Here is a 25252-nt window from a genome sequence, read left to right as displayed (position 1 = left end):
TTACTGAAATGACGATGAAAACACTGTCTTCCCACTCCCTCCACTTGGTCCTGAGCCTGTTTTTCCTGCCGATGATCATGGTGTATGCCGTGACTGGCCTGTTGTACATGGGCGGCGTGGACCAGCATTTTACCTCCCGCGTAGCGGTATATGAGCTGAATGCCTCCGACCAGGCGCCCTATGCGGATTCCTGCAGGGAGCTGGAACGCCGTGGAGTGGTATTGCCGGAAGGGAAGATGAGGCCGTTCAAGGGGAACCACATTCTGGGGCCCATGACGGATACGCATGTTTTATTTCTCAGGAAAGGCGCCTCCCTCCGGGCGGAGGTGGTGGAGCCCGGCATTTACCCCAAGCTGATGCTGGCCCACAAGGGAAAGGCGGGATGGTTGTTTACTGCGCTGGGGTATGGTGCCGCCCTTACCCTGGTGGTGCTTTATGTGACCGGAATCCTGCTGATGTGGAGAAACCGGAGGAAGAGGAAACTGATGCTGCTCAGCGCCGCGCTGGGAACCGCCGCCGTGGCGGCGGGGTACCTGATGCTTTAAGACGCGTGGAATGACAGCCGGATGTCCGGAATGGCAGAGCTTGCACCTTGACAGGAAAGCTGTCTTCCAGTAATGGGAAAGGATGAAGGTTCCAAAGGGGAATCTTCAGTGAACTCCATAAGAATAATATGATGAATGCTCCTGATTCTTCCTCCCCGCCGCCCTGCTGCAGCGGTTCCCCCTCCTGCACGGCGGCCCTGGTCCTTGGCATTATTGCCCTGGTACTGGCGTTGATCGGATTTTTCCCCTGCCTGGGCTGGATTGCCCTGGTTCCTGCGGTTCTGCTTGCCATTATTGCGCTGATCATGAGTATTGTGGCTGTGAGCAAAGGCTCTCCCAAGGGGGCCCTTGTCGTTGCCATTATTGCTTTGGCGTTATCCGCCGGAGCCGGTATTGTGCAGGCCTGGATGGCCAGTACCGCCGCCGTTTATGTGGAAAAGCACCAGGACTATATGGAAAAGAAAGCGCAGGAAATTCAGAAGGATTTTCAGCAGATGGAACAGCAGAACCAGGAGCAATTAAAGAGGCTCCGGGATGCGGAAAACTCCCCCACAGTGGATGAGGAAAACGTTTCCCAGGATCTGTAGGAGCGGGAGGCTTTCAAGAAAGTACGGTGATGAATGACGTGCGGCCTGCGTGGCGTTCATTCCGTGATAAGTGGATAGTCAGGAAAGTAGGGCTGCCTGTGTGGGCTATCCTGTCCTGCCTGTTGCTGGTGCCGTCCGTCCTGGCCCTGGTGGTCAGCCCGGGCGGCATGAATTCCTTGGCGCATTCCGTTGCCGTGCCGCACCGGGAATGCCCCCTGTGCGGCATGACGCGCGGTTATGTGGAAATGGCCCGCGGAGATGTGCGTGCCGCATGGGAATGGAACCGGGGCGCTCCGCTCTGGTTCATCTTCGGGCTGCTGAATGGCGGAGCGGCTGTAGTTTATCTGGCATGGTGCTGGCGGAGAAGGGCCGGGCATTTGAGAAAGAGGAACCGGTATTCCGGAGTGGGAAATCCGCAGGAAGAAAAGAGGAAATAACTTTCTGGCGGCTGGGGACAGCCAGTTGTGTCATGGCGTTTTTTGTCATAAAGCCAATATTCACTGAAAGGTGAGCAGGTGAGGAAACGGCATGATGGACTGTGCAATCATGGTATTTATTTTTAGCACATTGAAAGATATCAGGCCGTCGTTGTGACACATGGAAGAGATGTTCTGGCGGAAAGGAGGGAAAGAGGGCAACAGGGAGGTGCCTTGACAGATTTTGTGCGCTTTCTTTAACATTGGAATGTTTCCGTGTCTGGAAATCCAATGAAAAAATGAAAGATGAACAAAATAAACTATTCGGATACCCGCCGTTCCGTTCCCGATACCGTTTCAGCCATCCTTGCATTGATTCTGGGTATTGTGGGACTGCTTTTAGCGTTGCTTGCCTTCTTGCCATGTCTGGGGTGGGTGGCTATTGTTCCCGGTCTTCTTTGTGCCATCCTGGCGATTATTCTGGGAGCGGTGGCAGTAAAGCGGAGTGATGACAGAACCTACGGTTCCGCCAGGGGTGCGCTGGCATGCGGTTGCATTGCCCTGGTGGTTATTATTGGCGCCATCATTTACCAGGGCATGATTTTGGCTCCCGTCATGAAGCAGGCGGACGCCCATACGGAGGAATTCAAGTGGACGGCGTGCAGCGCCGTGAGAGAGGCCAGGGAAGAAATGCATCCGGAAGCTTGTGAGGCGGTGGATCGTGTGATCTCCTTGATTGACCATCCGGAGAACGGGCACGAGACGGGGAAGGAGAGATTCCTTGAGGTGGCGCCTCCGGCCAGGCGGGGCGCGACTGCCGTGCTGGAGGGACCCGTTCCGGCGGATTCCGGTAAGTGAAGCGGTAAAACTTACAGCAGGATTGGAAGATTTACTGCCCGGCGCCCTCCGGGATGAACATCCTGCTGACAGGCCGGTTTAAATGGCGTGATGACTGTCATTTAAACCGGCCTTGTATTTTTAATAGGAGCGGGGACTCGGTCCGGGGTGAGGCTCATTGGGGCGGGAATGCCTGCTTTATGGCTGTTTAACATGATGAAGGGGTGGCTGGTGCCGGAAAAAGGGGAAGAGGAAATCATCCTCTTTCCTGTTGCAGGAAGGATTTGAAAAAACATGGATGGCGGGAAGGTGTTCATGAGTGGGAGAACAGGGGCATTCCTGCCACCGCGGATATTGCTCAATAATCTTGAAATCAACGCTCAAGGCCCATTGAAATAACGTGTGTTCATTCAGGGCGGTAATGAAGAATAGCGCCGATGCAAAGCATCATTTCATTACAACTCAACCATTATCTGTATGAATGAATCCATATTAAATTCTCCGCAGCCTGTTCCTGCGGAGCAGCCGGGGATTGTTTTTTTCATTCCCTGCAAGGCAAACAACGCGCCTCTGCTGGTGGAAGCCGTGCAGGGTATCCGCCGTGCCGTTCCGGAAGCGTCCGTCATTGTTCTGGACGATGAACGGGCACGGTGCCCGGAAACTGTGAAGGAAGTGCTGCGGAATATGTCCGTAGAGTGGAAGGTACTGAAAAAGACCGGCACGTCCTCCGAACATGCGGCTGCCATTCTGGCGCTGATGGCTCAGGCTGTGCGCCATGAACATGATGTGCTGGTGCGCACCAAGCCGGACAACCTCATTCTGAATGCCGCTTTCCTGAGGGAATTTGCCCGTTCCGGTGCGGGGCTGTGCGGGACCTGTCTGCGGTCCGGCCTGCTGTGCAATGAACTTTACGCCCTGAAGCCTGCCGTGCTGCGGGCCATTCTCCAGCATCTGGAACAATCTTCCTCCGTGATGAAATGTCCGGAAGGCGCCGTTATCCTGGGGGCGTTTACCGCCCTGTTTCCGGATGGCGCGCCGCTGCTTGCCAGAGCTTGGACGCGTGGCGCGGGAGGCCCTCTGTGGGGACATTACAACTGGACGTCTTTTCCGTCTGCGCAATCCCTGGCGGACATGGACATGGTATCCATGAGCCGGAGGTATCAGGACAAGGTGGCGCGTTCCGTCCGCCTTTCCGTCATGAGATGCCTGCGGAACGCCATCTGCAACCGTCCTGTCTCCGTGGACTGCCAGCCTGCCGCCTGAACTTAACCCAAAGCATCTGGCGGGAATGAAGCCGGGGAAAATCCATGGCGGCGTTTTCCCTCATTTCCGGCAGATGCGTCAATGATAATAAAACAATGAAAGAAATTAATGATCAGTTATCCGTTCCGGAACAATCCGGAGAAATACCCAGCCACCCCGTGACATTTGTCTCCAACGATGAACCGTCTCCGATGCCGTGGCCCAATACCTGGTACCCCGTTACTCCCATAGGGCCGGAAACGGAATACCCGTGCCCGTGTTCCGAAGGTGACTCCGGTACGGGAAGTACGGACAACAACAGCGTGGACTTCTCCATTGAATTCGGCCGTTTTCCCAAATGGCCGGAATTGAGTGGCGGCCGCCTGATGCTGAACCTGAACATGATGGATGCCGGGTTATGCTGGGGGACCGCATTTCAGTACGAGCACATTTCCCAGCGCCGTCTGGAAGTGACTGAATCCGCCCATGCGTCCATCAGCCGTCCGGAAGAACCGGAAGATGTTTCCCGGGCGGTGGTGAAGACGGAAAAAGGGTTTCCGCGCTATTACAGCTTTGCCTCTCCAAATGTTTCCGGGGCAGAGGCGCTTGGCGGTACCCAGATGTTCCAGGACAGGATGCGGCGCGTTGTGGTGGATGGCGTTTCCTATCTGGAAGAAGTTCAGGAAAGCGGCATGACCATGCGTTTCCGTCCTAATTCCTCCGTATTTGACCATATCGTAACGCCGCTCGGCGTGAAAATCACCTTTGCTGAACTGGCTGCGGAGCTCCAGGTGGTCAGGCAGGACGCCTATGACGAGCCCAATATGACAATAGAAGCTTTCAATGCCCTTTCCCTGTTCAGGCTGAAGCAAGTATGGAACAAGACGGACGGCTTGCTGGACCTGAGCAATGTGCAGAACATCAAATGGTATGCTCCCGCAGACGTGGCGGAACGGAGTAACGACGGCACGTATACGGTCCGCGATGGCGCCGTTCCCATCAAGACGTGGAAGCTGTCTTGGACGTTCACGGATACGGAGACGATGATCGCCCGTGCCGTGGATGAAGAAAATCCGGAGGTGACCCAGATGATGCTGAAGACATTGCGCATTGAAGAACCGGGCGGTTTTATCAGTGAATGGCGCGCAGGCCTTTACCCGGACGACCTGACCCTGGTGAAAGGAGAGGGGGAAAACGCCATCAGCATCGTCACCAGATGCCGTCCTGCGAACGGCCATGAAAACATGATAGCGAAGGACGTTAACGGACAGTCCATGGTGGCGGGAGGCTACTACACGGACAAGAAGGAAAAATTCAAGTATGTATACAGCGGAGTGGCCGGAACCGAGAATGCCGTGTTGTGCTCCGCAGAAAAGGAAGTGTACCAGCGCCGTTTGTACGGAGACGTCCTTGTATCCCGCACGGAAGGATATGAAACCCCGCTGGAAAGGACATGGACGTACGGATACGGCAGCGATCCTTCTTCCCCCAATTATGGCAAACGCATCAGGGAAACGCGCCCGGACGGGGCCGTGGTGGAGATGGAATATGATTCCAACGGGAACGTGATTCAACGGACGGAGCCGTGGTATGGGGACATTCAGAAGAAAATTACGTATGAATATATAACTGACAAGTTTAATGACCGCCGCGTGAAGCAGGAGACTGTAATGTTGGTAAGTCCTGTAAGCAGTTATGACCTACAGAGAACATCGTACTCTTATACTGAAGATTCAGGAGTATATTCCGAGGAACGGCAACGTTATTTTTTAGGAAACTGGTATGGTCTTAATTTGAATCGTTCGTGGTATAGGGATCATGCAACTTGTTGTTATGCCAAGGGACGGCTTAAAAAGGAATCCCGGGAGGACGGAGTTGTGGTTAATTATGACTATGCCCTCTGTTCTGATTATGGAGCCGTGTGGAAATGTATGGAGACTCTTCAAAATTCCGATGGGCCCGTAGCGGGTAAATCTGCTCGTTTAGTGCATTATTATGGGGAAAATGGGGATGAAGTAGCTGTAGATCATCAGGTTCATGTGGAGAAAGAAGGCTTTGTCTCTGTGGATTTTCAACAAATGACATACGACGCATCCCATCGGGTGATCCGAACAGACTACGCCAACGGCCTGTATTCCATGGCTGAATGGAGTTGTGCCGGTCCCTTGTGGAAAACGGATATACGCGGCTTGCAGACCCGTTATACCTATGATGGTGCCAAGCGTGTGGTGTGTGTGGAACAGGATGCCGCCATTCCGGTGACAGACTGGAACGGCCCGGAAATGACAGAAATCTGCCCCAATACTATTACAAAAATGAAGTATGGCGGTACTGGCCGTACGACTTCCATTGAAACTCTAGTTGGGGATAAAAAAACGTCTGTTTCCATGCAATATGACATGGTGGGACGTATCATTCTAAGTACGGATGAACAGGACAGAAAAACCTCCTACACCTATTCCGAGGATGGATTAACGACGACGGAAACTCTTCCTTCGGGAACGACTTTAATTTCCCGGTATTTTCCTTCAGGGTTGATCCGGGAGGAATCAGGAACAGCCCGTGAGGCCAGGTACTATACTTACAGTGTAGAGAGCGAAGGTGTATTGAAATCTACGCGGTTGGGCTCTTCTTTGGGAACAATTGTAGAAGACCGTTTGGAAAAAGGGAATGGAAATGTGACTCGTATCAGGCGCCGTTCCGCTTCAAATGGTAGTTCCCTCTCAATGGAAATAGTGTATGAGGCTGCCTATGATACTCATGAAAGGGTCATTACGGCTCGGGAAGGAGGAAGCAATAAAATGATATACGGATATGATTTATTGTCAGGCGAGTTATCACACAAGGTCCGTGATCGAGTCAGTGAGGTAAGTACCAGAGCAGGTATTCAACAATGGGAAAATTCCTACAAAAGGTTAGGAGAAAATATTCCGGGAATACCTGTAGGTACAGGATCGTCGGTATACAGGGAAAAACATTTTACGGTATACATATCAGATGAACATATAATTCATGCATATACCTATGAACTTGTTTCTAAAAAGAATGCTTCTTTGTCCAACCTTGTTTCTTTGATTCTTCATCAAGATGAGTATGGACGCTGGTCTTGGGAAAAGATTTATAATGAAAGAGGGAATACGCGCTTTCTGAAAGGCCGTGAAGGCTGTTCTGTTGAAGTGGAAGAAGTTAGCTTAAACGGAGATATAGTGAGGCACACGGGAGAGGATGGTAAGGTAACCAGGTACAAACGTATTTATCATGTTAATGGTGATACGCTTACAGTCCGGGATGCCCGTGGCGGGGACATGGTCATTATCAATGATGTTGCTGGACGTGAAATTACCCGTGCAGACCAGGACGGCAACGCAACTACCACGGTATATGATTCTGTTACGGGAAAGCCAAAATGTATCACAACGCCGGATGGCAAGCAAACGTGGTTTTCCTATGATTCCCGCGGGCGTTTGACCAGCCGGTACGGTACAGCTGTCCAGCCCATGAAATGGGAATATGATACGATGGATCGAATGGTGGCACTGCACACATATCGTTCCTCTGGTTCTATTCTGGATACGGTTCCTTCCTCCGGTTCGGATGTGACACGCTGGAACTATGATCCAATTAAAGGCGTGTTACTGGATAAAACCTACGCGGATGGCTCCAAGACCTCCTATACTTATGATAGTTGGGGACGCCCTTTAACACGTAAACAGGACAGAGGAGTGGTAACTACCTATGGATACGACGTAGTAACCGGTCAATTAACCAACATCAGGCATAGTGACGGGACTCCTTCCGTTTCCATCACGTATGATGTTATGGAACGTATTTCCACGATACAGGATGCTTCTGGTTCCCGCATCGTGGAATACAACGGTCTTGGCGATGTGAGTTCGGAAACTACCTCCGGATTGACGGAAAGCGTGCTTACCTACGCGTATGATTCCTTGGGACGTCCATCAGGCTATACGCTGTCCTTGAACGGAACAAAGGTACAGCAGACAACCTTGGCGTATGATTCAATGGAGCGGATTTCTTCGGTATCACTCAATGGGAACTCTTTCTCATACGGTTATGATGAAACTTCCGGATGGCTTAACCATTTGGAATATCCGAACGGAATGATCAGGAAAACGGTTTTTCATGCCACTTTGCCGTTGGTATCATCTTTGGATTATTCGAACGGAACTTCTTCGGAGCTTCTTCTCAAGCATACCTATACCTGGGACAATATGCAGCGGCCTTCTATGCGGGAGGACTATGTGGACTCCTCTGCCATGCTTTCGCGTCGTCATACATATGGCTATAATGCACGTGGAGAGCTAATAGAAGATATGATGAATACAGGCGGTTCCTTCAGCTATGCCTACGATAACATCGGTAACCGCCAGACTGCAGTCAGACGTGGAGTTTCCAGTTCTTATGATAGCAACAAACTGAGTCCGTATAAGAACGTGGCACGTTCCGGTGCCATCTTCACACCCACATATGACACCGACGGCAATCAGACTAGTGTGAAGACAGCCACAGGAGTCTGGGCTGTCCAGTATAACGCGGATAACCGTCCAGTGGTCTTTACACAAGGCATCAAAAAGGTGGAATGTGTGTATGACTATCTTGGACGGCGTGTGGAAAAAGTGGAATATGATGGAAACACCTTGACCAAACGCACCAGATTCGTGTATAGGGGATACTTAATGGTAGCAAGCATGGACTGCACGCAAAATACCTCCACCCCTTCCTTGCTGGGTACGTGGTTCTGGGATCCTGTGGAACCGGAGGCAACGCGTGTGTTGGCCATGTGCACACATAACGCGGACAAGAGTGTGTCCTCTACCCGATATGTGGCGCATGACCTGCTCAAAAACGTGAGTGCTTTGTTTGACTCTTCGGGAACTCAGCAGGCGAAGTTTGAATACACGCCCTATGGAGAAATTCTGACTGTAGAGGGAGCTTGGTCTCCGACAATGCCGTTCCGCCATTCTAGCGAATACTGTGACGAAGATTTGGGGCTAATCTATTATAACTACCGTCACTACAATCCGCAGGATGGAAGGTGGATTTCCAGAGATCCGATTGGAGAATCTGCCGGAGAGAATGGATATCATTTCGTTTACAATAGTGTGTCCTGTATGGTTGACTTGATGGGGTTGGATTCATGGAATCTAGATAAGGATTCATGTATATTAACTTACAAAGTGAAGGTACAGGTGAGGTTTAAAAATGAGACGAAGAAATGGATGGCTGACGATGAGCGTGATTATATGAGTGGAATGAAAACGTCTATAGAAAATGTATTCAACAATAATAGTTATAAATTAGCCCCTGAGGTTCAAAACGAGGAGCAATGTCCATGTTGCAATGGGTTTACGCCTAAGGTAGAATTAGAGATTGTCAAAGAGCCTTCCCGTTTTTCGGGTGACTATGACTGGTTTATTAAAGCTTATGCTGATGACACAGGAAACCGGAGAGCTTCATCTACAGTTGGATTCAATAATGGTTTATTTATGGGAGGAAGAGGGAAATTGTATCCTAAATCGTTGGAGACCTCTTTGTCCTATTGGGAACAAAATAGTAATGGTGAAATTGAAAAAATTTATCAGAATCCTGCGGCGCATGAATTTGGACATGCCCTTGGGCTTAATCATCCAGGAAAGGGAATAAGGGGAAATAAACCCAACGAAAAGCCTGAGTACATGCACCATGGAAAGGATATATATGGAAATGAGGTGGATGGAAAAACTGATTTGATGGGGGTAGGAAATGGGTTACGGCCATTCTACTTTGATAAGTGGAATCAATATCTCAATAAAACTTATAAGAATTGCAATTATAAACAATCATGAAGCTCCAATATCAGATAAGAAATTTATTAGCTATGGTTGGAGCAGGAGCTTTAAGCTCCTGCTCCCAATGGATTCAGCAAACTGAAGGCTATGGACCACTTACTCCTGGAAATTGGTGCCACAAAAATGCTGTATATAATAACGAGTCTTTTGAAGTCATCAATCATCTTGAATATTGTGATCTGAAGGATGTTGCCCCATATAAGGATTATATAAAACGTCCTGTTATTTTACAGCGTGAACTATTTGTGTTTAATTGCCGGACTCTATATGATCCGGATTCGTACGGATTAATGGAAACAAAAGGGGATGCAGTAGAAGGAAGATTCTCATCCCTTCCGAAAGGTTGCCCTGTTATAATTCATTGCGTACAAGGACAGTATAAATATGTCGTAAATAAGAAAACAGGGGATATAAAGAAATTATCTAATGATGTAGTGGCACTTGTCGAATTTGTAGAACCGTGGACTCATAAGATCGTATATGGTAAATATAAATGGAGTTCTCAGGAAGGAGCTAAAGGTGAAAAAATCGATGTATTGCACCGATATTTGAAAAGGGCTCCTTGGGAACCCTCCAGTGTTCCAAGATTAAGAGCTATTCAAGGACCAGGGTATCTCGTTTCAAAGAACGAAAATGATATTAACCTCCACCCTTCCACTCAGAAGGATGAAGATTTTATGCCAAAGGGGAGTGTATAAAAAATTACGAATTCTTTTCAATAATTTTTCTGTCTGATTGACAAAGTTGATATTTTATAGATTCGCGGTAGGTATCAACTTGCTGCGAATCTTATATTATTGTGAACGAAGAATCTTCCGAAAGCTATAGGGGGGACAAACAAAAAATGATTTTTCTGAGAACTTTGATACCTCTATTAGGGAAATTATTTTTAGTCATATAAACCTCGGCATTTAGAAAGAATATTGGAATTATCAAAATTAAATAAGATAGAAACATGCAAATTAAAAATATCATAGCATTAGGTGTCTTTGCAACAATTGCAAATGTATCATGCACAAGTATGTGGTCTGACGAACAAGAAATAGATATTTATCATTGCAAAGGAGGTGTATATTCAGGATCATCAAAATATTATTATGTTTTCCGAATAGATGGAGATAAAGTAAAAATAACAAAAAAGATCCCTGATTTTTATGCCTATACTCCACAGGATAAACAGGAATATATTGTCGAAGGCAATTCTGACAATTTTGTTTCAAAATTAGATGGCTTGATCAAAAATGTAAAATGCTCTGAAGCGGACTTACGAGAGAAAAAAGAAGTCGTAATACATATTCCAGGAAAAAGTTTCACCTATTATGCAAAATCTGAATCATCAGAAAAATATATTGATGCAGTAATTAATGTGGTGCTTGATATGTACAAAGATAAAAGTAAAATTACTGTTAACAAAAGAAATTGAAATATTATATCCTTATCTAGACTTTTAATGTAAAATTAACTGTAACCCGAGGCTCATACGGGCCTCGGGTTTTGTTCATGGATGAGCAGACATGGACTGCACGCAAAATACCTCCCCCCCCTGCCTTGCTGGGTACATGGTTCTGGAATCCTGTGGAACCGGAGGCAATGCGTGTGTTGGCCATGTGTACAACATAATGCGGACAAAAGTGTGTCCTCTACCCAGTATGTGGCGCATGACCTGCTCAAAAGCGTAAGCGCTCTGTTTGACTCTTTGGGAACTCGGCAGGTGAAGTTTGAATATATTCCCTATGGAGAAACTCTGACTGTAGAGGGAGCTTGGGCTCCGACAATGCCATTCCGCTATTCCTGCGAATACTGTGACGAAGATATGAGGTTAATCTATTTAGCAACAACGCATGATGAATTACATAGAGAATTACCTTGAGAAAATAGGAATGATACCAGATATGTTGGATGGGCTCTTTATATTAAAGATTTTGAATAAATATATTATTCACTGATTTTTATATGAAAAGATTTTTGATTTTTGCAATTCTTATTTTAGTAAGTGTGGCAGGAGTATTATTCGTAGCTCTAAAATTGAGAGAACCCTCCGAAGTTCCCACACCCTTTATAGGTTTCACTAATTTTGAAAAGAGGGGAGGATCTACCCATGCGTATGTTGTTTATGCAAGACATTCCTTAGGGAATGGCGAGAAACGCCGAACGGTTACATTACCTGAAAATGCGACAACAAAAGATTTTTATGATGTTGTAGCACAGTCGGCTCTTAATAACGAATGTGTGGAATTAGATTTTGTACACACAGGAAGCGAAGGGAGTATTTATTTTGTTAATTATGCTGTAGGAAGCAACCTGATTGTTGACACTGCCATGGATTATTTATCCGAACCAGCTTATACAGAAAAAGATAATTCCGGATTAGAAATTTATAGACTGAATTGTTATGGTGATCATTATATAGCTAATGATGAGATGAAAAATTACGATGATATTTTAAAAGATTTGAAGAAATTACATAGGAGGCATGTGCCGTTTTGCGCTTTGGTATCATTTGAAGAGGTCATTCCATTGAAAAAAATATGGAATTTGTTGTGCGCTGTCTATAGGTATTCCGATAGCCGTGTTTATTTGTTATTGCCTCAATATGGAAGTAAAGAGAATAGTGTGAAAGTAGAAATTGGAGAATAAATATATTATTTAAATAAACTAGGCCATCTTCATCCTATGGTGCAGATGGCCTTATTTTTACTTAGATGTTTGGCTGATACATGAATTACTTAATGATAGCAAGTGTGATAGGGGTGATACTATGGTAGCGTATACTCATATACATACGGATCACGATCCAAATTTTAGTTATCCGGATGAAAGAACTGCTAGATAGGGAATCAGACATTCGAATCCTCAAGTAGTCATGCTTGGCGGTATTATTATGGTAACAGTTGAAAGGAGCGATGGCAGTATTCTATCATATGAATATAATGCAGGGGGTAACAGTAGGGATACATATGAGAATTATATAAAAAGAAAGAAAGGATAAATTGATTGTGAACAGACTATATCTATTAATTGTTGGTGTTTTTTTTCAATATGCTTCTGCTGCGTCTACTGCAGAATTTGAAGCAGCATGCCTCCAGGTATTTGAAGACAGGGCAAAATTATTAAATGATAATATGAGTGTATTGAAAAAATCAGTGTACTCCTACATACCCTATTCTGATGATATGGCTTTGGAGACAGGAAGCCTTCCTTTAAATATTTATCAAGAAATATTGAGAAAATGTGATGGGCAGTATGACGTTTTCTATGCGAGCATACATACTGAAATATCATACGTTTTTTTAGTTATTAAGAACAATAGAATTTTTGTTTGGAAACCTTACTTGAAAGTTCCTGGTTCATCGGAAAAATGGTATTCTGAATTGGCCGTCCGAGGGAAAATCAAATGTTTGGAGGAGAAACTGCTTGAAGAGAAAAATTCCGAGGTTCTCATGGAGCTTGTGAAAGAGTGGAAGAATCTGAAATTAGCTTCATGGGAAATAGAGGAATATTCAAATCCAATTTCAACGGGAGTTTTAAATTCAATTTATAGGGTCCTAACGAGTTTCTGGAAATTACAAGTGCACTCCAAAGGTATTGATAGCACTGGATTTTTCCTTTTAAGTGAATTTTTCATGTCGTCGGGATACTTTTCTTACTATGGAATGAATTCAAGAATATTTGGCGTTTCTTTTAGAGACTATATGGTACCAGGCACACCCGCGAGGGAAGTGATAGGACTAATGGATGATCTGATCAATTATGGCTGTGATACAACCGTTCAGGAAAATGATCCCAAAACTCATTTTGATATAGGAAGCTTGGAATACGATCCATTTATCAAACAAAGCTGGTAGTTGATTTTTTAATATAATTAATTTCATTAATAATATTATGATTTTTTTGAGTAATAATAAATTTTTAGAGAACCAGTAAATGGAGGAGATTGAATATTCCAATCTTGGGTGTAGAATGGAATTTAGATATGATTATCTGTTTGTCGTGCGGAAAAGGGATATGATGGAAGTAACTTAATAAGCGTGCCAGATTCTCGTATATGAATATCTGAATGGGGATAAATATAGCTCCTATGATAAGTATGCAGACGCATGCTGTATGAATATAGACCTTAGCATGATTATGGAAAAAGATAGATATTGGAATTACCTTCCCGGAATGAGTATTAAATTTGGATACAAAATAGGATGTTCGGAATTTGAAATACAACTAATCCTGGGTAAAGATTCACCTGTTCAAAAAGCCCTTCTTGAAGGGCTTGAACAAATAATAGCGAAAGATAAGGAGTTCAAGAAATTATATGCAATTGACTCAGTATTTTCCATTTATTTGATTAAAGTTGATCCGAAACAGTATGGGTTAAGTTCTAACTGGTGTTTTTCTGGTACTGTCTATTTGTTGGAAAATGAAGAAAATATTGAGTCAGGAAGGCTAGTATATATTTTGATGCTTACAGAAGACAGCGCGGGAAAATTAAAAAATGTAATTGAGAATTTACTGCCTCAAATTAAAAAAAGGAAATCTTTCCTGTCTTCCGAAAAACGCTCAACACATTTCTTTTTGAAATTTGATCATGTTACACAATACTCGTTAGGTCTTCAAGGAGACATATGCCATCCTGTAAAACTATATCCATCCTGGCGTCATTTCAATCGAAATAACGGAGGAAGAGAGTATGATTATTGGGATTATTATTTACCACTGAGAGAACGTTTGTTGAAAGAGATAGGGAACCGATGTATCTGTCATGAGGAAATGGACTATTTGAATTATCTTCCTGATGCTTTTCTGAATGAATTTGGTAATTTACATTATTATGAAGATATGGCTTTGGAAGAAGAATGATTGGAAATGTGAATACTCTTAAATAAAATAAGCTATAACCGAGGTTCATAATTAAGTAAGAATGGACGATCTTACAATGATACAGTGTTTAGTTTAGAATGTAAAAATATAAAATGATCAATATATATATTATAATTTTTATTTGTTTAGCTGCTATTAATAATTCGCCGGGAAGCGACATTACCTTACATGAGTTATATGATCCTCAAAAAATAGATTCTCTAGCAGAAGATAAGGATATATGCTTTTATAGAAAAACGGCTATTCCTGTGTATGCTTCCGCATATGATTTTTTTGAAGCATATACACATAATGAAAAGTATCCGGAAATATGGTTTGGCTTGAATTCGCATATGATTCTTATTTCATGTCCATCAGGTTATGATATCGGATTGTTTCAAATTGATATGGATCTAGATGGATCTATCTGTGTATTCAATTATATAAAAAAGAGTGGGACATACGAAAAATTAGGATATACTTATTTTTACAATAAACCCTTGTATGATTTTTTTAAGGTATTTATCGTCCAATCAAGGATGAATATGTATTTTCCATGGATGTATGTTCCTAGGAGATTGTTGTACCGTAATTGATATTACCTTCAAGTAGAAAATTTGAATCAGATGGATAAATTTTAATGCTATAAAATTAAATGTAGATGGAATGTATGACCGTCATTTTTCATGGATTCATAAACATTTTTTATTGTTGTTCCAACAAGTTTTATATTATCTCAGTATAAGAATGCATGTGGAAAGAAATTGCCCTTTATTTAAAGGATAGTATTGGTTGTGATTTATTGTGTACAAGGACTGCAGTACGATATTAGTGTAGTTGTTGTTATGGAATTTTAACTTGTACAAGGGCAGTCAGAATGCCTGCCGCAATCTGAATGGGGAGAAACCGTATTGTGATTATGTGAAGCGTCCATTGGAATTGCAATGTGATATGCATGTGCGTTATTACCGGGTGAGCTATAACCCGGATATGCGTGAATTGTATGGGGACGATTTCAAGCAATACTTGGGGTTTCAGGGATTGTGGGGCCAGAGAGATGAGGAGAGCTGGAGAGAAGGAGCCCGTCTTCCGGTCGTGCCGAGGGGATCAACGGTTGTGGTGCATTGCGTCAAAGGCTTCTATCAATATGCCGTGGATAAAAGGACCGGTATTCTTAAACACCCTTCGAGTGATGTTGTGGCATTGGTGGAGTTTTTTGACCCACGGACCAACCGAACGGTATACGGAGAATATGCATGGACATCCGTGGAAGGCATCCGGAAGGAAGATACTTTTGTATTGCACCGGTATTTGAAGCGCGCTCCCTGGGAGTCATCCCGCGTACCGAGGCTGAGAGGCATTCAGGGTGCAGGTTATCCGGTTCCGGAAAAGTGAAGAGGCTTTTCCGGCCTGTTGTGTGGAATGATCTGGGCCATTTCTGTCTGTTAGACGGAAATGGCCTTTTTGCGTATCCGTAAATGGTGTAAAGCTGCTTGACGAGCCGTCCCCGGTTGGTTATGTGGGATTTTTACAGAAGCTTGCCGTAAGGATATGTGCAAGGATGTTCTGTTTTCCAGCTACCGGGAGGGATAAAAATTGAGCAGAATATTCCTTCATGCAGCCCCCAAAACGTCCAATACGTTGAATATCTTTATTTTTCTTCACGACATAGTTTTCTGATATTGTTGCATTTACTTATGTTACGTTGTTTTCTAACATTTTTCTTCTAGGCCCGTTTGATTTTATATATATAGTTTTTGGATATTGTATGAATATTTGCATGTCCATCTATAGATCAATCGAATTGAGGAAGAATACATCGGGAAGTTATAAGGTCAGGCTAACCATTGACCGGGGCAGCAAGTTTTGTGGAGCCAGAAAGTCGCTCGGCCTCGGTACCCACCAGGAGGATTGTGCGTTGAGGCGCGCCTCCCTGATGCGTTATTTGTTGTTTCACATGGGATGGTTTCCCGGAGGAAAGATTACCGTGAAGGGCTCTGCCGAGTGCGGGATGAAGGAGATTTTCTGGGAAAGCATGGAGTATCCGGTGAATTCGCGGATGTTCCGCCTCACCGGCAAGGGCTGCCGCATGGCCAGGGATGAGACGATGTTCATCTGGTTCCAGAGGAATGGGGATGAGAAGGTCCGGTGTCTCCGTCTGCTTATTTCCGGATGGAGGCTGAATGACCGGGAGGGTGACCTGAGGGTGTTGATTCAGGGATTGCAGCATTGCGCCTCGGAGCAGCGCCAGCATCCCTGCCGGATTTTGAATATTGAAATCGGGTCCGGTTCCATCATGGCCTCCCGGAACGAGTGCGTGCTGAAAGGGTAGGCGCACAGGGCCGTCACAGATATCGTTTGGATTGATTTTCAAGTGGTTCCGGAACGGCCCGAGCTGGTTTAACAGATAATGGATAGAAATATATGGATTGTTTTGAAGGAAGGCGGAATGCCCTGCTGAAGGAGCTGGACGCTCTGCCGGGAGAAGGCGCCCTGTATGGTTTTTTGATGCGCCAGGGGGAGCAGTTGCCCCCTTTTGCGGAAGAATGGAAGACGGAAGCCTGTCTTCTGCGGGGGTGCCAGTACCGGGTATGGCTGCGCCTCTCCCTGGAAAATGGCCTGCTGAGGATTGATGCAGATAGTGATTCCCGCATCAGCCGTGGATTGATGGCACTGTGGGTGAGGCTGTTTTCCGGCCTGACGCCGGGTGAGGTGCTTGCGGCGGATGCGGATTTCTTCCATCAGGGCATTCTTGGGAGGTGGCTGATTCCTTCCCGGGCGAATGCCCTGGGCAATATGGCTTCCAGAATCAAGCTGGGCGCGTTGAGGCTGAGGCAGGAGGCGCGCAGGGGTAATGGAGCGTCCGTCTCTCCTTCTTCGTTGCCGGGGCCACTTCCGGAATCTCTGGAACAAGGCCCGCTGCAGCAGCTGGAGGCAGCAGGCGATTCCTGCCATGATGGATGCAGGCAGGAAAGGAATTCCAGCAATAGAGTTTAGATAATGATGAAGAAGGCAAATATCCACGTTCATTTGTTCGTGTATTCGGGAGATGCCGCCCTGGTCGGCGAGAACCTGCTGTGTGTCCGTCATGCCCTTCCGGAAGCACGGCTGGTCGTGATTGACGATGGGGCTCATCCCTGTCCGGAGGAGGTAAGGAAGCAGGCAGAGGAGTCAGGGGCGGAATGGCGCGTGTCTTCCTGGGAGAGGGGCGGCAATTTGCGGGGGAAGGCCTGCATTGAAGGGATGCTGGATGAAATGCTCCAGAGCGTATGTGCTGAGGGGGACACGCTGGTGAAGATAGATGCGGATACGGTGATGGTATCCGGCGATGACCTGCGGAGTTTTGCAAAGCGCAGGGATATGGTGTTCTGGGGAAGCGGATCCGTGGAGCAGCGCGTTTACGGCTGCCTGTATGCCATGAAGGCGTATGCGGCCGTAAAAATACGTGAGTATATCCGCGGACTGGAGCTGCTGCCGGACGCGCCGGAGGATATTGTGATCGGTACCAGCGCCTTTAATCTGTATCCGGGGGAGGAACGGCACATGATTTATCCTCCTTTTGGCCCGGACGCCCCGGACAGCGGGTGGACGGCGTATTACTGGGGGCGTTATCCGGAGGTGAAGGGGTACCAGCGTTTTACCATGGTGACGACGGGCAATCCTCCTCCGCCGCCGCTGGACAAGCGCCACCGTTTGCCCGTGATGAAGAATTTGCGGCAGATTGCGGATATCCGCCGCCGTCTGACGGGCGGCAGCCAAGGTTCATAGGCAGGGCCTGCCATATATAATTACAGGCATGGTTCCGGCTGCCCCTGCATGAAAAACGCCCGGATGGAAGTTCTCCATCCGGGCGTTTTGGTTTAAAGAATCCGGTTATTTTTTAGCGGGCAGCTTTACCTGGATGTGAATGTCGCGCAGCTGGCGTTCTTCCGCCGCAGCGGGGGAGTCGCTCATCAGGTCCGCTCCACGGTTGTTTTTCGGGAAAGCGATGACTTCACGGATGGATTCCGCATTGCAGATCATCATGACTAGGCGGTCCAGACCCAGGGCAAGGCCGCCGTGGGGCGGAGCGCCAAAGCTGAATGCGTCCAGGATATGGCCGAATTGTTCGCGGGCCTGTTCTTCCGTGATGCCGAGCGCCTTGAACATGGCGGACTGGAGGTCGCGTTCATGGATACGGATGGAGCCGCCGCCCAGTTCCGTGCCGTTAAGCACCACGTCGTACGCCTGGGCGCGCAGGTCTGCGGAGAGTTCTCCCTTAAGCAGTTTTTCCTCGTCTTCCTTGACAGGGCGGGTGAAGGGGTGATGTATGGCCACCCAGCGCTGTTCTTCCTCATCCCAGCCCACCAGCGGGAATTCAATGACCCACAGGAAGTCGCGTTCCGTGTTGTCCTTAAGCAGTTCCATGAATTCGGCGCATTGCAGGCGCACGCGGCCCAGGATATCGCAGGAGGGTTCCCACGGGCCGGCCGCAAAGAGAACGAGGTCTCCGGTTTCAATGTTGAGGGCTTCCGTGAGTTTCTGCTTTTCTTCGTCGGAAAGGAATTTGGAGATGGGGCTTCTCCAGTCTTCCTCGCGCACCTTGATGTAGGCCAGGCCCTTGGCCCCGGCTTCCACGGCGGTTTTCGTCAGAGCGTCGATTTGTCCGACGGAGGCGGAGCCGAACCCCTTGGCGTTGATGGCCTTGACCACGCCTCCATTGCTTACGGCGGAGGCGAATACCTTGAACCCGCTGTTTTCAAAGATAGAGGAGACGTCCGTCAGCTTCATGCCGAAGCGGCGTTCCGGCTTGTCGGAGCCGTACTGGTCCATGGCCTCCCTCCACGTCATGCGGGGGAAGGGAGTGGGGATGTCCACGTCCAGGGATTCCTTGTACACGCGCTTGAGCAGGCCTTCCACCAGGTTGTAGATGTCTTCCGGCGTGATGAAGGAGGCTTCAATGTCCACCTGGGTGAATTCCAGCTGACGGTCCGCACGCAGGTCTTCGTCACGGAAGCAGCGGGCGATCTGGAAGTAGCGTTCCATGCCGGCTACCATGAGCAATTGCTTGTACTGCTGCGGGGCCTGGGGGAGGGCATAGAATTTGCCGGGTGCCAGGCGGGAGGGGACCAGGAAGTCGCGCGCGCCTTCAGGCGTGGATTTGGAGAGGATGGGCGTTTCAATTTCCAGGAAGCCGTGTTCATCCAGATAGTCGCGCGTGGTCTTGGTCACGCGATGGCGTATCTGCATGTTGCGGACCATGGACGGGCGGCGCAGGTCCAGAAAGCGGTACTTGAGGCGCAGGTCTTCATTGGAGAGGGCCCGGTCCAGCTGGAAGGGGAGCACGTCCGCCTTGTTGATGACGTTCAGGGTGTCCGCGGAGACTTCAATTTCCCCGGTCGGAAGGTCCGCATTGGTGGTGTCTACCGTGTCCGTTTTCAGGCGCGCAGCCACGGTGCCGGATATCTGGATCATGTCTTCGGAGCGGAGCTGCTGGGAGGCCTTCGCCACGTCCTGGTTGACTTCCGGGTGAAAGACTACCTGCGTGATGCCGGAGCGGTCGCGCAAGTCGATAAATATGACGCCGCCGTGGTCACGGACGGAATCTACCCAGCCGATGAGTGTGGTCGGCTTGCCAATGTTCGCAGCGCGCAATTCGCTGCAGGTATGAGTGCGGTATGAGTTCATCTTTGTTGAAAATGGAAGGAGGGGAGGGAAATATCAGTCGCGGCCCGTCATGGAGGCCAGCGCGTCAAACAGGTCGTCCATGACGACGGAGGATGAGGTGCGCGCGCCCAGGTCGCGCAGTTCCAGGGAAGGGAAGTCGTCCCCTACGATCAGGGCCGCGCGCGCGCCGGATTTAACGGCTTTCTGCAATTGGCCGTTGACCTTGGTGAGGGTAAGGGGAAGGTCCACGCTGTACCCCTGGTCCCGGAGGGCGGAGGCGATGGAGAGTATTTCCGCGCGGCGGTTTTCGGAGGCCTGCACCATGAAGACGTCGCAGCCCGCGGCGGCCAGGGCCGCGTCTTTCAGCGCCTTGGCGTGCGGGGTCTGGTCAATGAGGTGGGTAATGACGGCGTCTCCCATGGCAAAGCCGGTGGCAGGCATGTCCACCGCGTTGTTGGAGAGGGCGCTTACCAGCGTATCATAGCGGCCTCCGCCGGCCACGGCGCGCAGGCTGCGCTGCGTATCAAAGATTTCAAAGACGAGCCCGGTGTAGTAGGCCAGTCCGCGCACCACGGAGAGGTCCAGCTTCACATAGCCGTCCAGTCCGCGGGCTTCCAGGTCTTTCAGCAGGATGTCATAGCGTTCGGAAGCTCCGGCGGGCGGGTTCTCAATGAAGGCCACCAGGTCGCCGCGGCTGATCTGGAAGGCGTCCAGCTTGCGCTGGCATTCTTCCGGGCGGTCGCGTTCAAATTTGTCCACAATGCCCAGGAAGGCGGGAATGTCCTGCTCCTGCACGCCGTGTTCCGCGGCAAACCTGATCCAGGCTTCGCGGTCGGAGACGCGCACGATGAAGTCTTGCTGCGTAAAGCCCAGCTCCCTCATGCAGTCAATGGCCAGGGCAATCAGTTCGGAGTCCGCCCAGGCGGAACCTTCCCCCAGAATGTCCGCGTTGAACTGGTAGAATTCGCGCAGGCGTCCTTTCTGGGGTTTTTCGTAACGGAAGCAGGAGCCTATTTCAAACCACTTGAGCGGCTTGGTGTATTCCCGCTGGTAGGCGGCGGCAATGCGTCCCAGGGAGGCGGTGAGTTCCGGGCGGATGGTGATGTCCCTGTCGCCCTGGTCCGTAAAGCGGAAAAGCTGGGTGGGCAGTTCGCCTCCGCTCTTTTTAAGATAGAGCTCCGTGGCTTCCACGGTGGGGCCTTCCCATTCCAGGAATCCATAGCGGTGCGCCACCCTCTTCCATGCGTTAAAGAGGTAGTTGCGCACGGCGCAGTCCGCCGGGGCAAAATCACGGAATCCGGGAAGTGGTTGAAAGCGAGCGTCTGGCATAACCTGGGAAAAAGGATGTTGTCTGAGGACGGAACAGTTTACAGAATTCCCATGCCTTGGCAAGTCCACATGCTTACGATGAAGGAATTTCAACGGAAGGCCGTCTATAGAAATATCCCTCTTTAATGTCCCTGATTGATTTAATCTTTCTCTCTTCCAGAGGAGAATTTTTTCCGGAAGGCCCGGCTTTTTGCCTCCCCAACCGGAATCCTTTGCAGGACGTTGGCCATGTGGCGTGGAAGGCTTTATATGATATTAAAGTTTTCAGAGCTGAAGTTGCTGTAGAATCTGCCCTGCGTGGCGGTAAACCGCAGGACGCAATAATCCGGGTCGGTTACTCCCTCCGGATAGTACATGGTGTCTCCCTCCCTCCAAATCATCTCTTTATAGATCCTGTCCTCCAGCACTTCCATGGAGCCGAGAAGCATGACTCCTCTGAAAAATCTCCGGTCACAAAAGTAAACGCAGGCTTTCGGATTGTCTTGATATTGCCCTGTACGCATGGAGGAGGTGTTGGTGGTGAAGTAGAATACCTTAATGCCCTCCCTTTTCCGGGGCGGTAGCATGGCCTTCGTATTCGGATAGCCCTGCCCATCAATAGAGCTGATGAATGCCACCTTCTGGTGGTCAATGAGGTTCCCGATTGTTGCTTCTGCGTCTTTCATGGCTGTTCTCCTGATTGGGATAGTAAGACAGAAGGAATGCGTTGTAAACTGGTCTTGCTTATTCAGGCCGCTTCTTTAAAGGGATTTTCCGGAAATTGTTTTATAGCGTATTTTTCTCCCGGAAGTCCGTTCCCGAAATGCGGATCAGGGGGAGTTTGACCTTGCCGCGCCTGAGATATGACGTAGGATAAATGAGGTTTTTTCTCTTTTTTGGAATCTAATATCAGTATTGATTATGTGTAAAGAATGCGGATGCGGAGGTGAGCACACCCATGAAAGTCACGGCCACGGCATGGACGTCCATGTTCCTGTGTTGGACGCCAATGACCGGCTGGCAGAGCGCAACAGAGGTTTTTTTGCGGCAAAAAACCTTTTGGTTATCAATGTTTTTTCTTCTCCCGGATCAGGCAAGACTTCTCTGCTGCAAAAGACGGCGGAGATGCTTCGCAACCGTGTGCGCATGGGGGTGATCGTAGGGGATTTGGCGACGGATAATGATGCGGAACGCCTGAGCCGTGCAGATATTCCCGTGGTGCAGATTACCACGGGCACCATGTGCCATCTGGACGCCCGCATGATTGCAGAAGCCATGAAGAAGATGCCTCTGGATGAGCTTGACGTTTTGATTATTGAGAATGTGGGCAACCTGGTTTGCCCGGCTTCCTATGACCTGGGGGAAGGCATGCGCGTGGTTTTGCTTTCCGTGACGGAAGGGGAGGACAAGCCGCTGAAGTACCCGCCCATGTTCCATTCCGCGGATGTAGCCCTGGTGACCAAGTCGGATCTGGCGGATGCCGTGGATTTTGACCGTGACGCCGCTTTGGCTGCCCTGAACAAGGTGGCCCATCATGCGCACGTGATTGAGTTGTCTTCCAAGACCGGAGAAGGCATGGACGCTTGGTGTGACGAGATTGTGGACCGCGCGCGCCGCGTCCGGGAAGGCAGGATTCAGAATCATGGCCATCACCACCATTGAACAGGCCGCTGCGGCATTGAAGTTTGAGATAGCCGGCATGGTCCAGGGGGTCGGTTTCCGGCCCCATGTGTACCGTTTGGCATCGCAGCTGGGGCTGAAGGGGTTTGTCCGCAATACGGAGTCCGGCGTGGATATCCATGTGGAGGGGAAGCCGGGCGTTCCAGAACGTTTTCTTGCCGCTCTGATGAAGAGCCTGCCGGAGCATGCCCGTGTGTACGGCGTGGAGCGGACCGTGTGCGAGCCTGCCGGGTTTGAAGAGTTCCGCATCGTGGAGAGCGATTCCTCCCCCCGCGGCGTTCCGATGATGCTGCCGGACCTGGCTCCGTGCCCGGAGTGCCTGAAGGAGATGCGTGACCCTTCCTCCCGCCGGTATCATTATCCCTTTACCAATTGCACGCATTGCGGCCCCCGTTATTCCATCATTGAGAAGCTGCCGTATGACCGTGCGGGCACCAGCATGAAGAAATTCCGGATGTGCCCGGAGTGCCTGAAGGAGTACGGGGACGTGGAGGACAGGCGTTTCCATGCCCAGCCTATTGCGTGCCCGTCCTGCGGCCCTTCCATGAAGGTGCTGTTTTCGGATGGTGCGGAACTGGGCTTCGGCCACGGGTTTGATACTCCTGCGGAGCAGGTGGCGTGGGTGCTGGCGGACGGGCTGATTGTGGCCCTGCTGGGCGTGGGGGGATTCCAGTTGCTGGCGGACGCTTCTTCTGAAGCCGCCGTCCGGCGTCTCCGGCGGCTGAAGGGGCGGGACGCCAAGCCTTTTGCCGTGATGGTGCCGGATGTGGCCGCGGCGGAAAAGCTGTGCCGGTTGTCGGAGGAGGAGAAACGCCTGCTGGTTTCTCCGGCGGCTCCCATTGTGCTGGCTCCCGGAAGGAAGGATGTGGATTTGGCTCCCTCCGTATGCATGTTCAGCCGTTTTGTGGGCGTGATGCTGCCGTCCTCCCCCCTTCATGCCCTGCTGATGGACGTATGGGACAAGCCTCTGGTGGTAACCAGCGGGAACCTGAGCGGGGAGCCCCTGTGCATTTCCGTGGAGGAGGGCTTGCAGAAGCTGGGCCATGTGGCGGATGTTTTTTTTGTGCATGACCGTCCGGTCGTGCGGCCCGTGGATGATTCCGTGGTCCGCGTGGCGGACGGAAGGGCCGTGATGGTGCGCCGTGCCCGCGGATACGCTCCGCGGCCCGTATGGCGTACGTCTCCGGATACTCCGCATGTGCTCGCGCTGGGTTCCGGGCTGAAGAATACCGTTTGCTGGCTGAAGGACGGCGTGGCTGTCATGAGCCAGCATCTGGGGGATCTGGACAGCGCGGCTTCCCTGAACGCTTTTGAACGGACGGTGGAAACCCTGAGCCGTACGCTGGGTGGAGTGCCGCAGGTGATTGCCGTGGACGCCCACCCGGACGGCCCTTCTTCCGCCCTGGGCAGGCGGCTGGCCAGGGAATGGAATGTGGAAGTGGTTCCCGTGCAGCACCACCAGGCCCATGTGCTGGCCTGCGCCGCGGAGAATGAGACTCCGTTTCCCGCTTTGGGGGCGGCCTGGGACGGAACGGGCTTCGGCACGGACGGAACGGTATGGGGCGGAGAGTTTTTTGTCATGGAGGGGGAGGGAGAGCCCCGGAGAGTGGCGCGGCTCAGGCCGTTTCTGCTGCCCGGCGGTGATGAAGCGGTGCGGGAGCCTGCCCGGTGCGCCTGTTCCCTGGCGCGGCAGATGTCCCCCTGGCGGACGGATGGGCTTGACCGTCGCCTGGAGAGCGGTATGACCCGTCAGAAGCGGGAAGCGCTGGAGGCCATGATGGGGCGGAATATCCACGCTCCGGCCACTTCTTCCATGGGGCGCCTGTTTGACGCCATGGCCTTCTGGTGCGGCTTTGACGGTATGGCGGGGTGTGAAGGACATGCCGCCATGTTGCTGGAATCATGGGCCGCGGCTGCTGTCGTGGAAGAGGTTCAGGGAGATCCGTATGAATGGATCATGCATGAGAGTGAAGGCCTGCTGGAGCTGGACTGGCGCCCGTTGCTGAAAGCCGTGGATGATGACCTGCTGGCCGGCGTTTCCCGCGGCTGCATCGCCCGGAAGTTTCATGACAGCCTGGTGAACCTGGCCTTTGACGTGGCGGAGCATTTCTGCCTGGACAGGCTGGTGCTGGGCGGCGGATGTTTCCAGAATGCCTTTTTGCTTGAAGGCCTGGCGGGAATGGCCCAGTCTAGAAGGTGCCGGTTGTCCCTGCCGCAGCGCGTTCCCTGCAATGACGGGGGAATTTCCCTGGGGCAGGCGGCGGCGGTCGTGCGCCAATGGAAAGGATAAA

General features: G+C 49.8%; 22 protein-coding genes. 18 read left to right on the top strand and 4 right to left on the bottom strand.

Going from position 1 to position 25252, the window contains the following annotated elements; genetic code table 11:
- Positions 1-8 precede the first annotated feature (8 nt).
- The 4 genes from CXU21_RS05380 to CXU21_RS05360 all read left to right on the top strand — a co-directional run bounded on the left by CXU21_RS05380 (position 9) and on the right by CXU21_RS05360 (position 2406).
- On the top strand, positions 9-545 hold the full coding sequence (locus CXU21_RS05380) for a hypothetical protein (protein ID WP_180972665.1): 537 nt from the start codon (positions 9-11) through the stop codon (positions 543-545).
- Between the two features lie 128 nt (positions 546-673).
- Positions 674-1132, top strand: coding sequence for a hypothetical protein (locus tag CXU21_RS05375; protein WP_102713153.1), 459 nt, complete (start codon positions 674-676; stop codon positions 1130-1132).
- A gap of 29 nt (positions 1133-1161) precedes the next feature.
- Positions 1162-1569, top strand: a complete 408-nt coding sequence (locus CXU21_RS05370) for a DUF2752 domain-containing protein (RefSeq protein WP_102725312.1) — start codon at positions 1162-1164, stop codon at positions 1567-1569.
- A gap of 285 nt (positions 1570-1854) precedes the next feature.
- A complete protein-coding gene (locus CXU21_RS05360) occupies positions 1855-2406 on the top strand; it encodes a DUF4190 domain-containing protein (protein WP_102713169.1) in 552 nt (183 codons plus the stop codon).
- Positions 2407-2507: 101 nt separating this feature from the next.
- Here the strand turns inward: CXU21_RS05360 and CXU21_RS12155 are convergent, their stop codons facing one another.
- Positions 2508-2702, bottom strand: a complete 195-nt coding sequence (locus CXU21_RS12155) for a hypothetical protein (protein ID WP_146016975.1) — start codon at positions 2700-2702, stop codon at positions 2508-2510.
- Between the two features lie 160 nt (positions 2703-2862).
- On the opposite strand from CXU21_RS12155, the gene CXU21_RS05355 reads away from it, so the two are divergent.
- The 12 genes from CXU21_RS05355 (at position 2863) to CXU21_RS05320 (ending at position 18095) form a co-directional block, all read left to right on the top strand.
- Positions 2863-3648 carry a hypothetical protein gene (locus CXU21_RS05355; protein WP_102725311.1) on the top strand — a complete coding sequence of 262 codons (786 nt, stop codon included), beginning with the start codon at positions 2863-2865 and terminating at the stop codon, positions 3646-3648.
- 302 nt (positions 3649-3950) lie between these two features.
- Positions 3951-9473 (top strand): RHS repeat domain-containing protein, encoded by a 5523-nt coding sequence (locus tag CXU21_RS05350; RefSeq protein ID WP_180972664.1) that lies wholly within the window; start codon positions 3951-3953, stop codon positions 9471-9473.
- On the top strand, positions 9470-10174 hold the full coding sequence (locus CXU21_RS12150; protein ID WP_146016974.1) for a hypothetical protein: 705 nt from the start codon (positions 9470-9472) through the stop codon (positions 10172-10174). The genes CXU21_RS05350 and CXU21_RS12150 overlap by 4 nt, the downstream gene beginning before the upstream one ends.
- A gap of 257 nt (positions 10175-10431) precedes the next feature.
- A complete protein-coding gene (locus tag CXU21_RS12145) occupies positions 10432-10899 on the top strand; it encodes a hypothetical protein (protein WP_146016973.1) in 468 nt (155 codons plus the stop codon).
- A 530-nt stretch (positions 10900-11429) separates the two neighbouring features.
- Positions 11430-12113: a hypothetical protein gene (locus CXU21_RS12140; RefSeq protein ID WP_146016972.1), complete on the top strand. Its 684-nt coding sequence runs from the start codon at positions 11430-11432 to the stop codon at positions 12111-12113.
- A gap of 359 nt (positions 12114-12472) precedes the next feature.
- Positions 12473-13321: a hypothetical protein gene (locus CXU21_RS05345; RefSeq protein ID WP_146016971.1), complete on the top strand. Its 849-nt coding sequence runs from the start codon at positions 12473-12475 to the stop codon at positions 13319-13321.
- Between the two features lie 259 nt (positions 13322-13580).
- Positions 13581-14327, top strand: a complete 747-nt coding sequence (locus tag CXU21_RS05340; RefSeq protein WP_102725308.1) for a hypothetical protein — start codon at positions 13581-13583, stop codon at positions 14325-14327.
- A 113-nt stretch (positions 14328-14440) separates the two neighbouring features.
- Positions 14441-14923, top strand: a complete 483-nt coding sequence (locus CXU21_RS12135; RefSeq protein WP_146016970.1) for a hypothetical protein — start codon at positions 14441-14443, stop codon at positions 14921-14923.
- A 262-nt stretch (positions 14924-15185) separates the two neighbouring features.
- A complete protein-coding gene (locus CXU21_RS05335) occupies positions 15186-15722 on the top strand; it encodes a hypothetical protein (RefSeq protein WP_180972663.1) in 537 nt (178 codons plus the stop codon).
- A gap of 385 nt (positions 15723-16107) precedes the next feature.
- Entirely contained in the window at positions 16108-16659 is a 552-nt protein-coding gene (locus tag CXU21_RS05330) for a hypothetical protein (RefSeq protein WP_180972662.1), read from the top strand.
- Positions 16660-16751: 92 nt separating this feature from the next.
- Positions 16752-17324, top strand: coding sequence for a SufE family protein (locus tag CXU21_RS05325; RefSeq protein ID WP_102725305.1), 573 nt, complete (start codon positions 16752-16754; stop codon positions 17322-17324).
- A 3-nt stretch (positions 17325-17327) separates the two neighbouring features.
- Positions 17328-18095 carry a hypothetical protein gene (locus tag CXU21_RS05320; protein WP_102725304.1) on the top strand — a complete coding sequence of 256 codons (768 nt, stop codon included), beginning with the start codon at positions 17328-17330 and terminating at the stop codon, positions 18093-18095.
- A gap of 105 nt (positions 18096-18200) precedes the next feature.
- Here the strand turns inward: CXU21_RS05320 and aspS are convergent, their stop codons facing one another.
- From aspS to CXU21_RS05305, 3 genes are all read right to left on the bottom strand, one after another.
- Entirely contained in the window at positions 18201-19994 is a 1794-nt protein-coding gene (gene aspS / locus CXU21_RS05315; RefSeq protein WP_102714722.1) for an aspartate--tRNA ligase, read from the bottom strand.
- 33 nt (positions 19995-20027) lie between these two features.
- Entirely contained in the window at positions 20028-21302 is a 1275-nt protein-coding gene (gene hisS / locus CXU21_RS05310; protein WP_102714720.1) for a histidine--tRNA ligase, read from the bottom strand.
- A gap of 245 nt (positions 21303-21547) precedes the next feature.
- Positions 21548-21967, bottom strand: coding sequence for a pyridoxamine 5'-phosphate oxidase family protein (locus CXU21_RS05305; RefSeq protein WP_102725303.1), 420 nt, complete (start codon positions 21965-21967; stop codon positions 21548-21550).
- Positions 21968-22202: 235 nt separating this feature from the next.
- Between CXU21_RS05305 and hypB the strand changes: the two genes are divergently transcribed.
- Both hypB and hypF read left to right on the top strand, forming a co-directional pair.
- Complete coding sequence (gene hypB / locus CXU21_RS05300; RefSeq protein ID WP_102714716.1) at positions 22203-22943, top strand: hydrogenase nickel incorporation protein HypB; 741 nt, start codon at positions 22203-22205, stop codon at positions 22941-22943.
- Positions 22924-25251: a carbamoyltransferase HypF gene (gene hypF, locus CXU21_RS05295; protein ID WP_102725302.1), complete on the top strand. Its 2328-nt coding sequence runs from the start codon at positions 22924-22926 to the stop codon at positions 25249-25251. The genes hypB and hypF overlap by 20 nt, the downstream gene beginning before the upstream one ends.
- Position 25252: the final 1 nt, after the last annotated feature.

Origin of the sequence: Akkermansia muciniphila (assembly GCF_002884975.1) — a bacterium.
GTDB lineage: Bacteria > Verrucomicrobiota > Verrucomicrobiia > Verrucomicrobiales > Akkermansiaceae > Akkermansia > Akkermansia muciniphila_C.
The sequence above is the reverse complement of the archived record's forward strand: the minus strand, read 5'-3'. Positions and strand labels throughout refer to the sequence as shown.

What these genes read in the sequence shown, in the direction of transcription:
- CXU21_RS05380 (WP_180972665.1), top strand. Translation starts at nt 9, where the DNA reads ATGACGATGAAAACACTGTCTTCCCACTCCCTCCACTTGGTCCTGAGC.
- CXU21_RS05375 (WP_102713153.1), top strand. Translation starts at nt 674, where the DNA reads ATGATGAATGCTCCTGATTCTTCCTCCCCGCCGCCCTGCTGCAGCGGT.
- CXU21_RS05370 (WP_102725312.1), top strand. Translation starts at nt 1,162, where the DNA reads ATGAATGACGTGCGGCCTGCGTGGCGTTCATTCCGTGATAAGTGGATA.
- CXU21_RS05360 (WP_102713169.1), top strand. Translation starts at nt 1,855, where the DNA reads ATGAACAAAATAAACTATTCGGATACCCGCCGTTCCGTTCCCGATACC.
- CXU21_RS12155 (WP_146016975.1), bottom strand. Translation starts at nt 2,702, where the DNA reads ATGAACACCTTCCCGCCATCCATGTTTTTTCAAATCCTTCCTGCAACA.
- CXU21_RS05355 (WP_102725311.1), top strand. Translation starts at nt 2,863, where the DNA reads ATGAATGAATCCATATTAAATTCTCCGCAGCCTGTTCCTGCGGAGCAG.
- CXU21_RS12150 (WP_146016974.1), top strand. Translation starts at nt 9,470, where the DNA reads ATGAAGCTCCAATATCAGATAAGAAATTTATTAGCTATGGTTGGAGCA.
- CXU21_RS12145 (WP_146016973.1), top strand. Translation starts at nt 10,432, where the DNA reads ATGCAAATTAAAAATATCATAGCATTAGGTGTCTTTGCAACAATTGCA.
- CXU21_RS12140 (WP_146016972.1), top strand. Translation starts at nt 11,430, where the DNA reads ATGAAAAGATTTTTGATTTTTGCAATTCTTATTTTAGTAAGTGTGGCA.
- CXU21_RS05340 (WP_102725308.1), top strand. Translation starts at nt 13,581, where the DNA reads ATGAATATAGACCTTAGCATGATTATGGAAAAAGATAGATATTGGAAT.
- CXU21_RS12135 (WP_146016970.1), top strand. Translation starts at nt 14,441, where the DNA reads ATGATCAATATATATATTATAATTTTTATTTGTTTAGCTGCTATTAAT.
- CXU21_RS05330 (WP_180972662.1), top strand. Translation starts at nt 16,108, where the DNA reads ATGTCCATCTATAGATCAATCGAATTGAGGAAGAATACATCGGGAAGT.
- CXU21_RS05325 (WP_102725305.1), top strand. Translation starts at nt 16,752, where the DNA reads ATGGATTGTTTTGAAGGAAGGCGGAATGCCCTGCTGAAGGAGCTGGAC.
- CXU21_RS05320 (WP_102725304.1), top strand. Translation starts at nt 17,328, where the DNA reads ATGATGAAGAAGGCAAATATCCACGTTCATTTGTTCGTGTATTCGGGA.
- aspS (WP_102714722.1), bottom strand. Translation starts at nt 19,994, where the DNA reads ATGAACTCATACCGCACTCATACCTGCAGCGAATTGCGCGCTGCGAAC.
- hisS (WP_102714720.1), bottom strand. Translation starts at nt 21,302, where the DNA reads ATGCCAGACGCTCGCTTTCAACCACTTCCCGGATTCCGTGATTTTGCC.
- CXU21_RS05305 (WP_102725303.1), bottom strand. Translation starts at nt 21,967, where the DNA reads ATGAAAGACGCAGAAGCAACAATCGGGAACCTCATTGACCACCAGAAG.
- hypB (WP_102714716.1), top strand. Translation starts at nt 22,203, where the DNA reads ATGTGTAAAGAATGCGGATGCGGAGGTGAGCACACCCATGAAAGTCAC.
- hypF (WP_102725302.1), top strand. Translation starts at nt 22,924, where the DNA reads ATGGCCATCACCACCATTGAACAGGCCGCTGCGGCATTGAAGTTTGAG.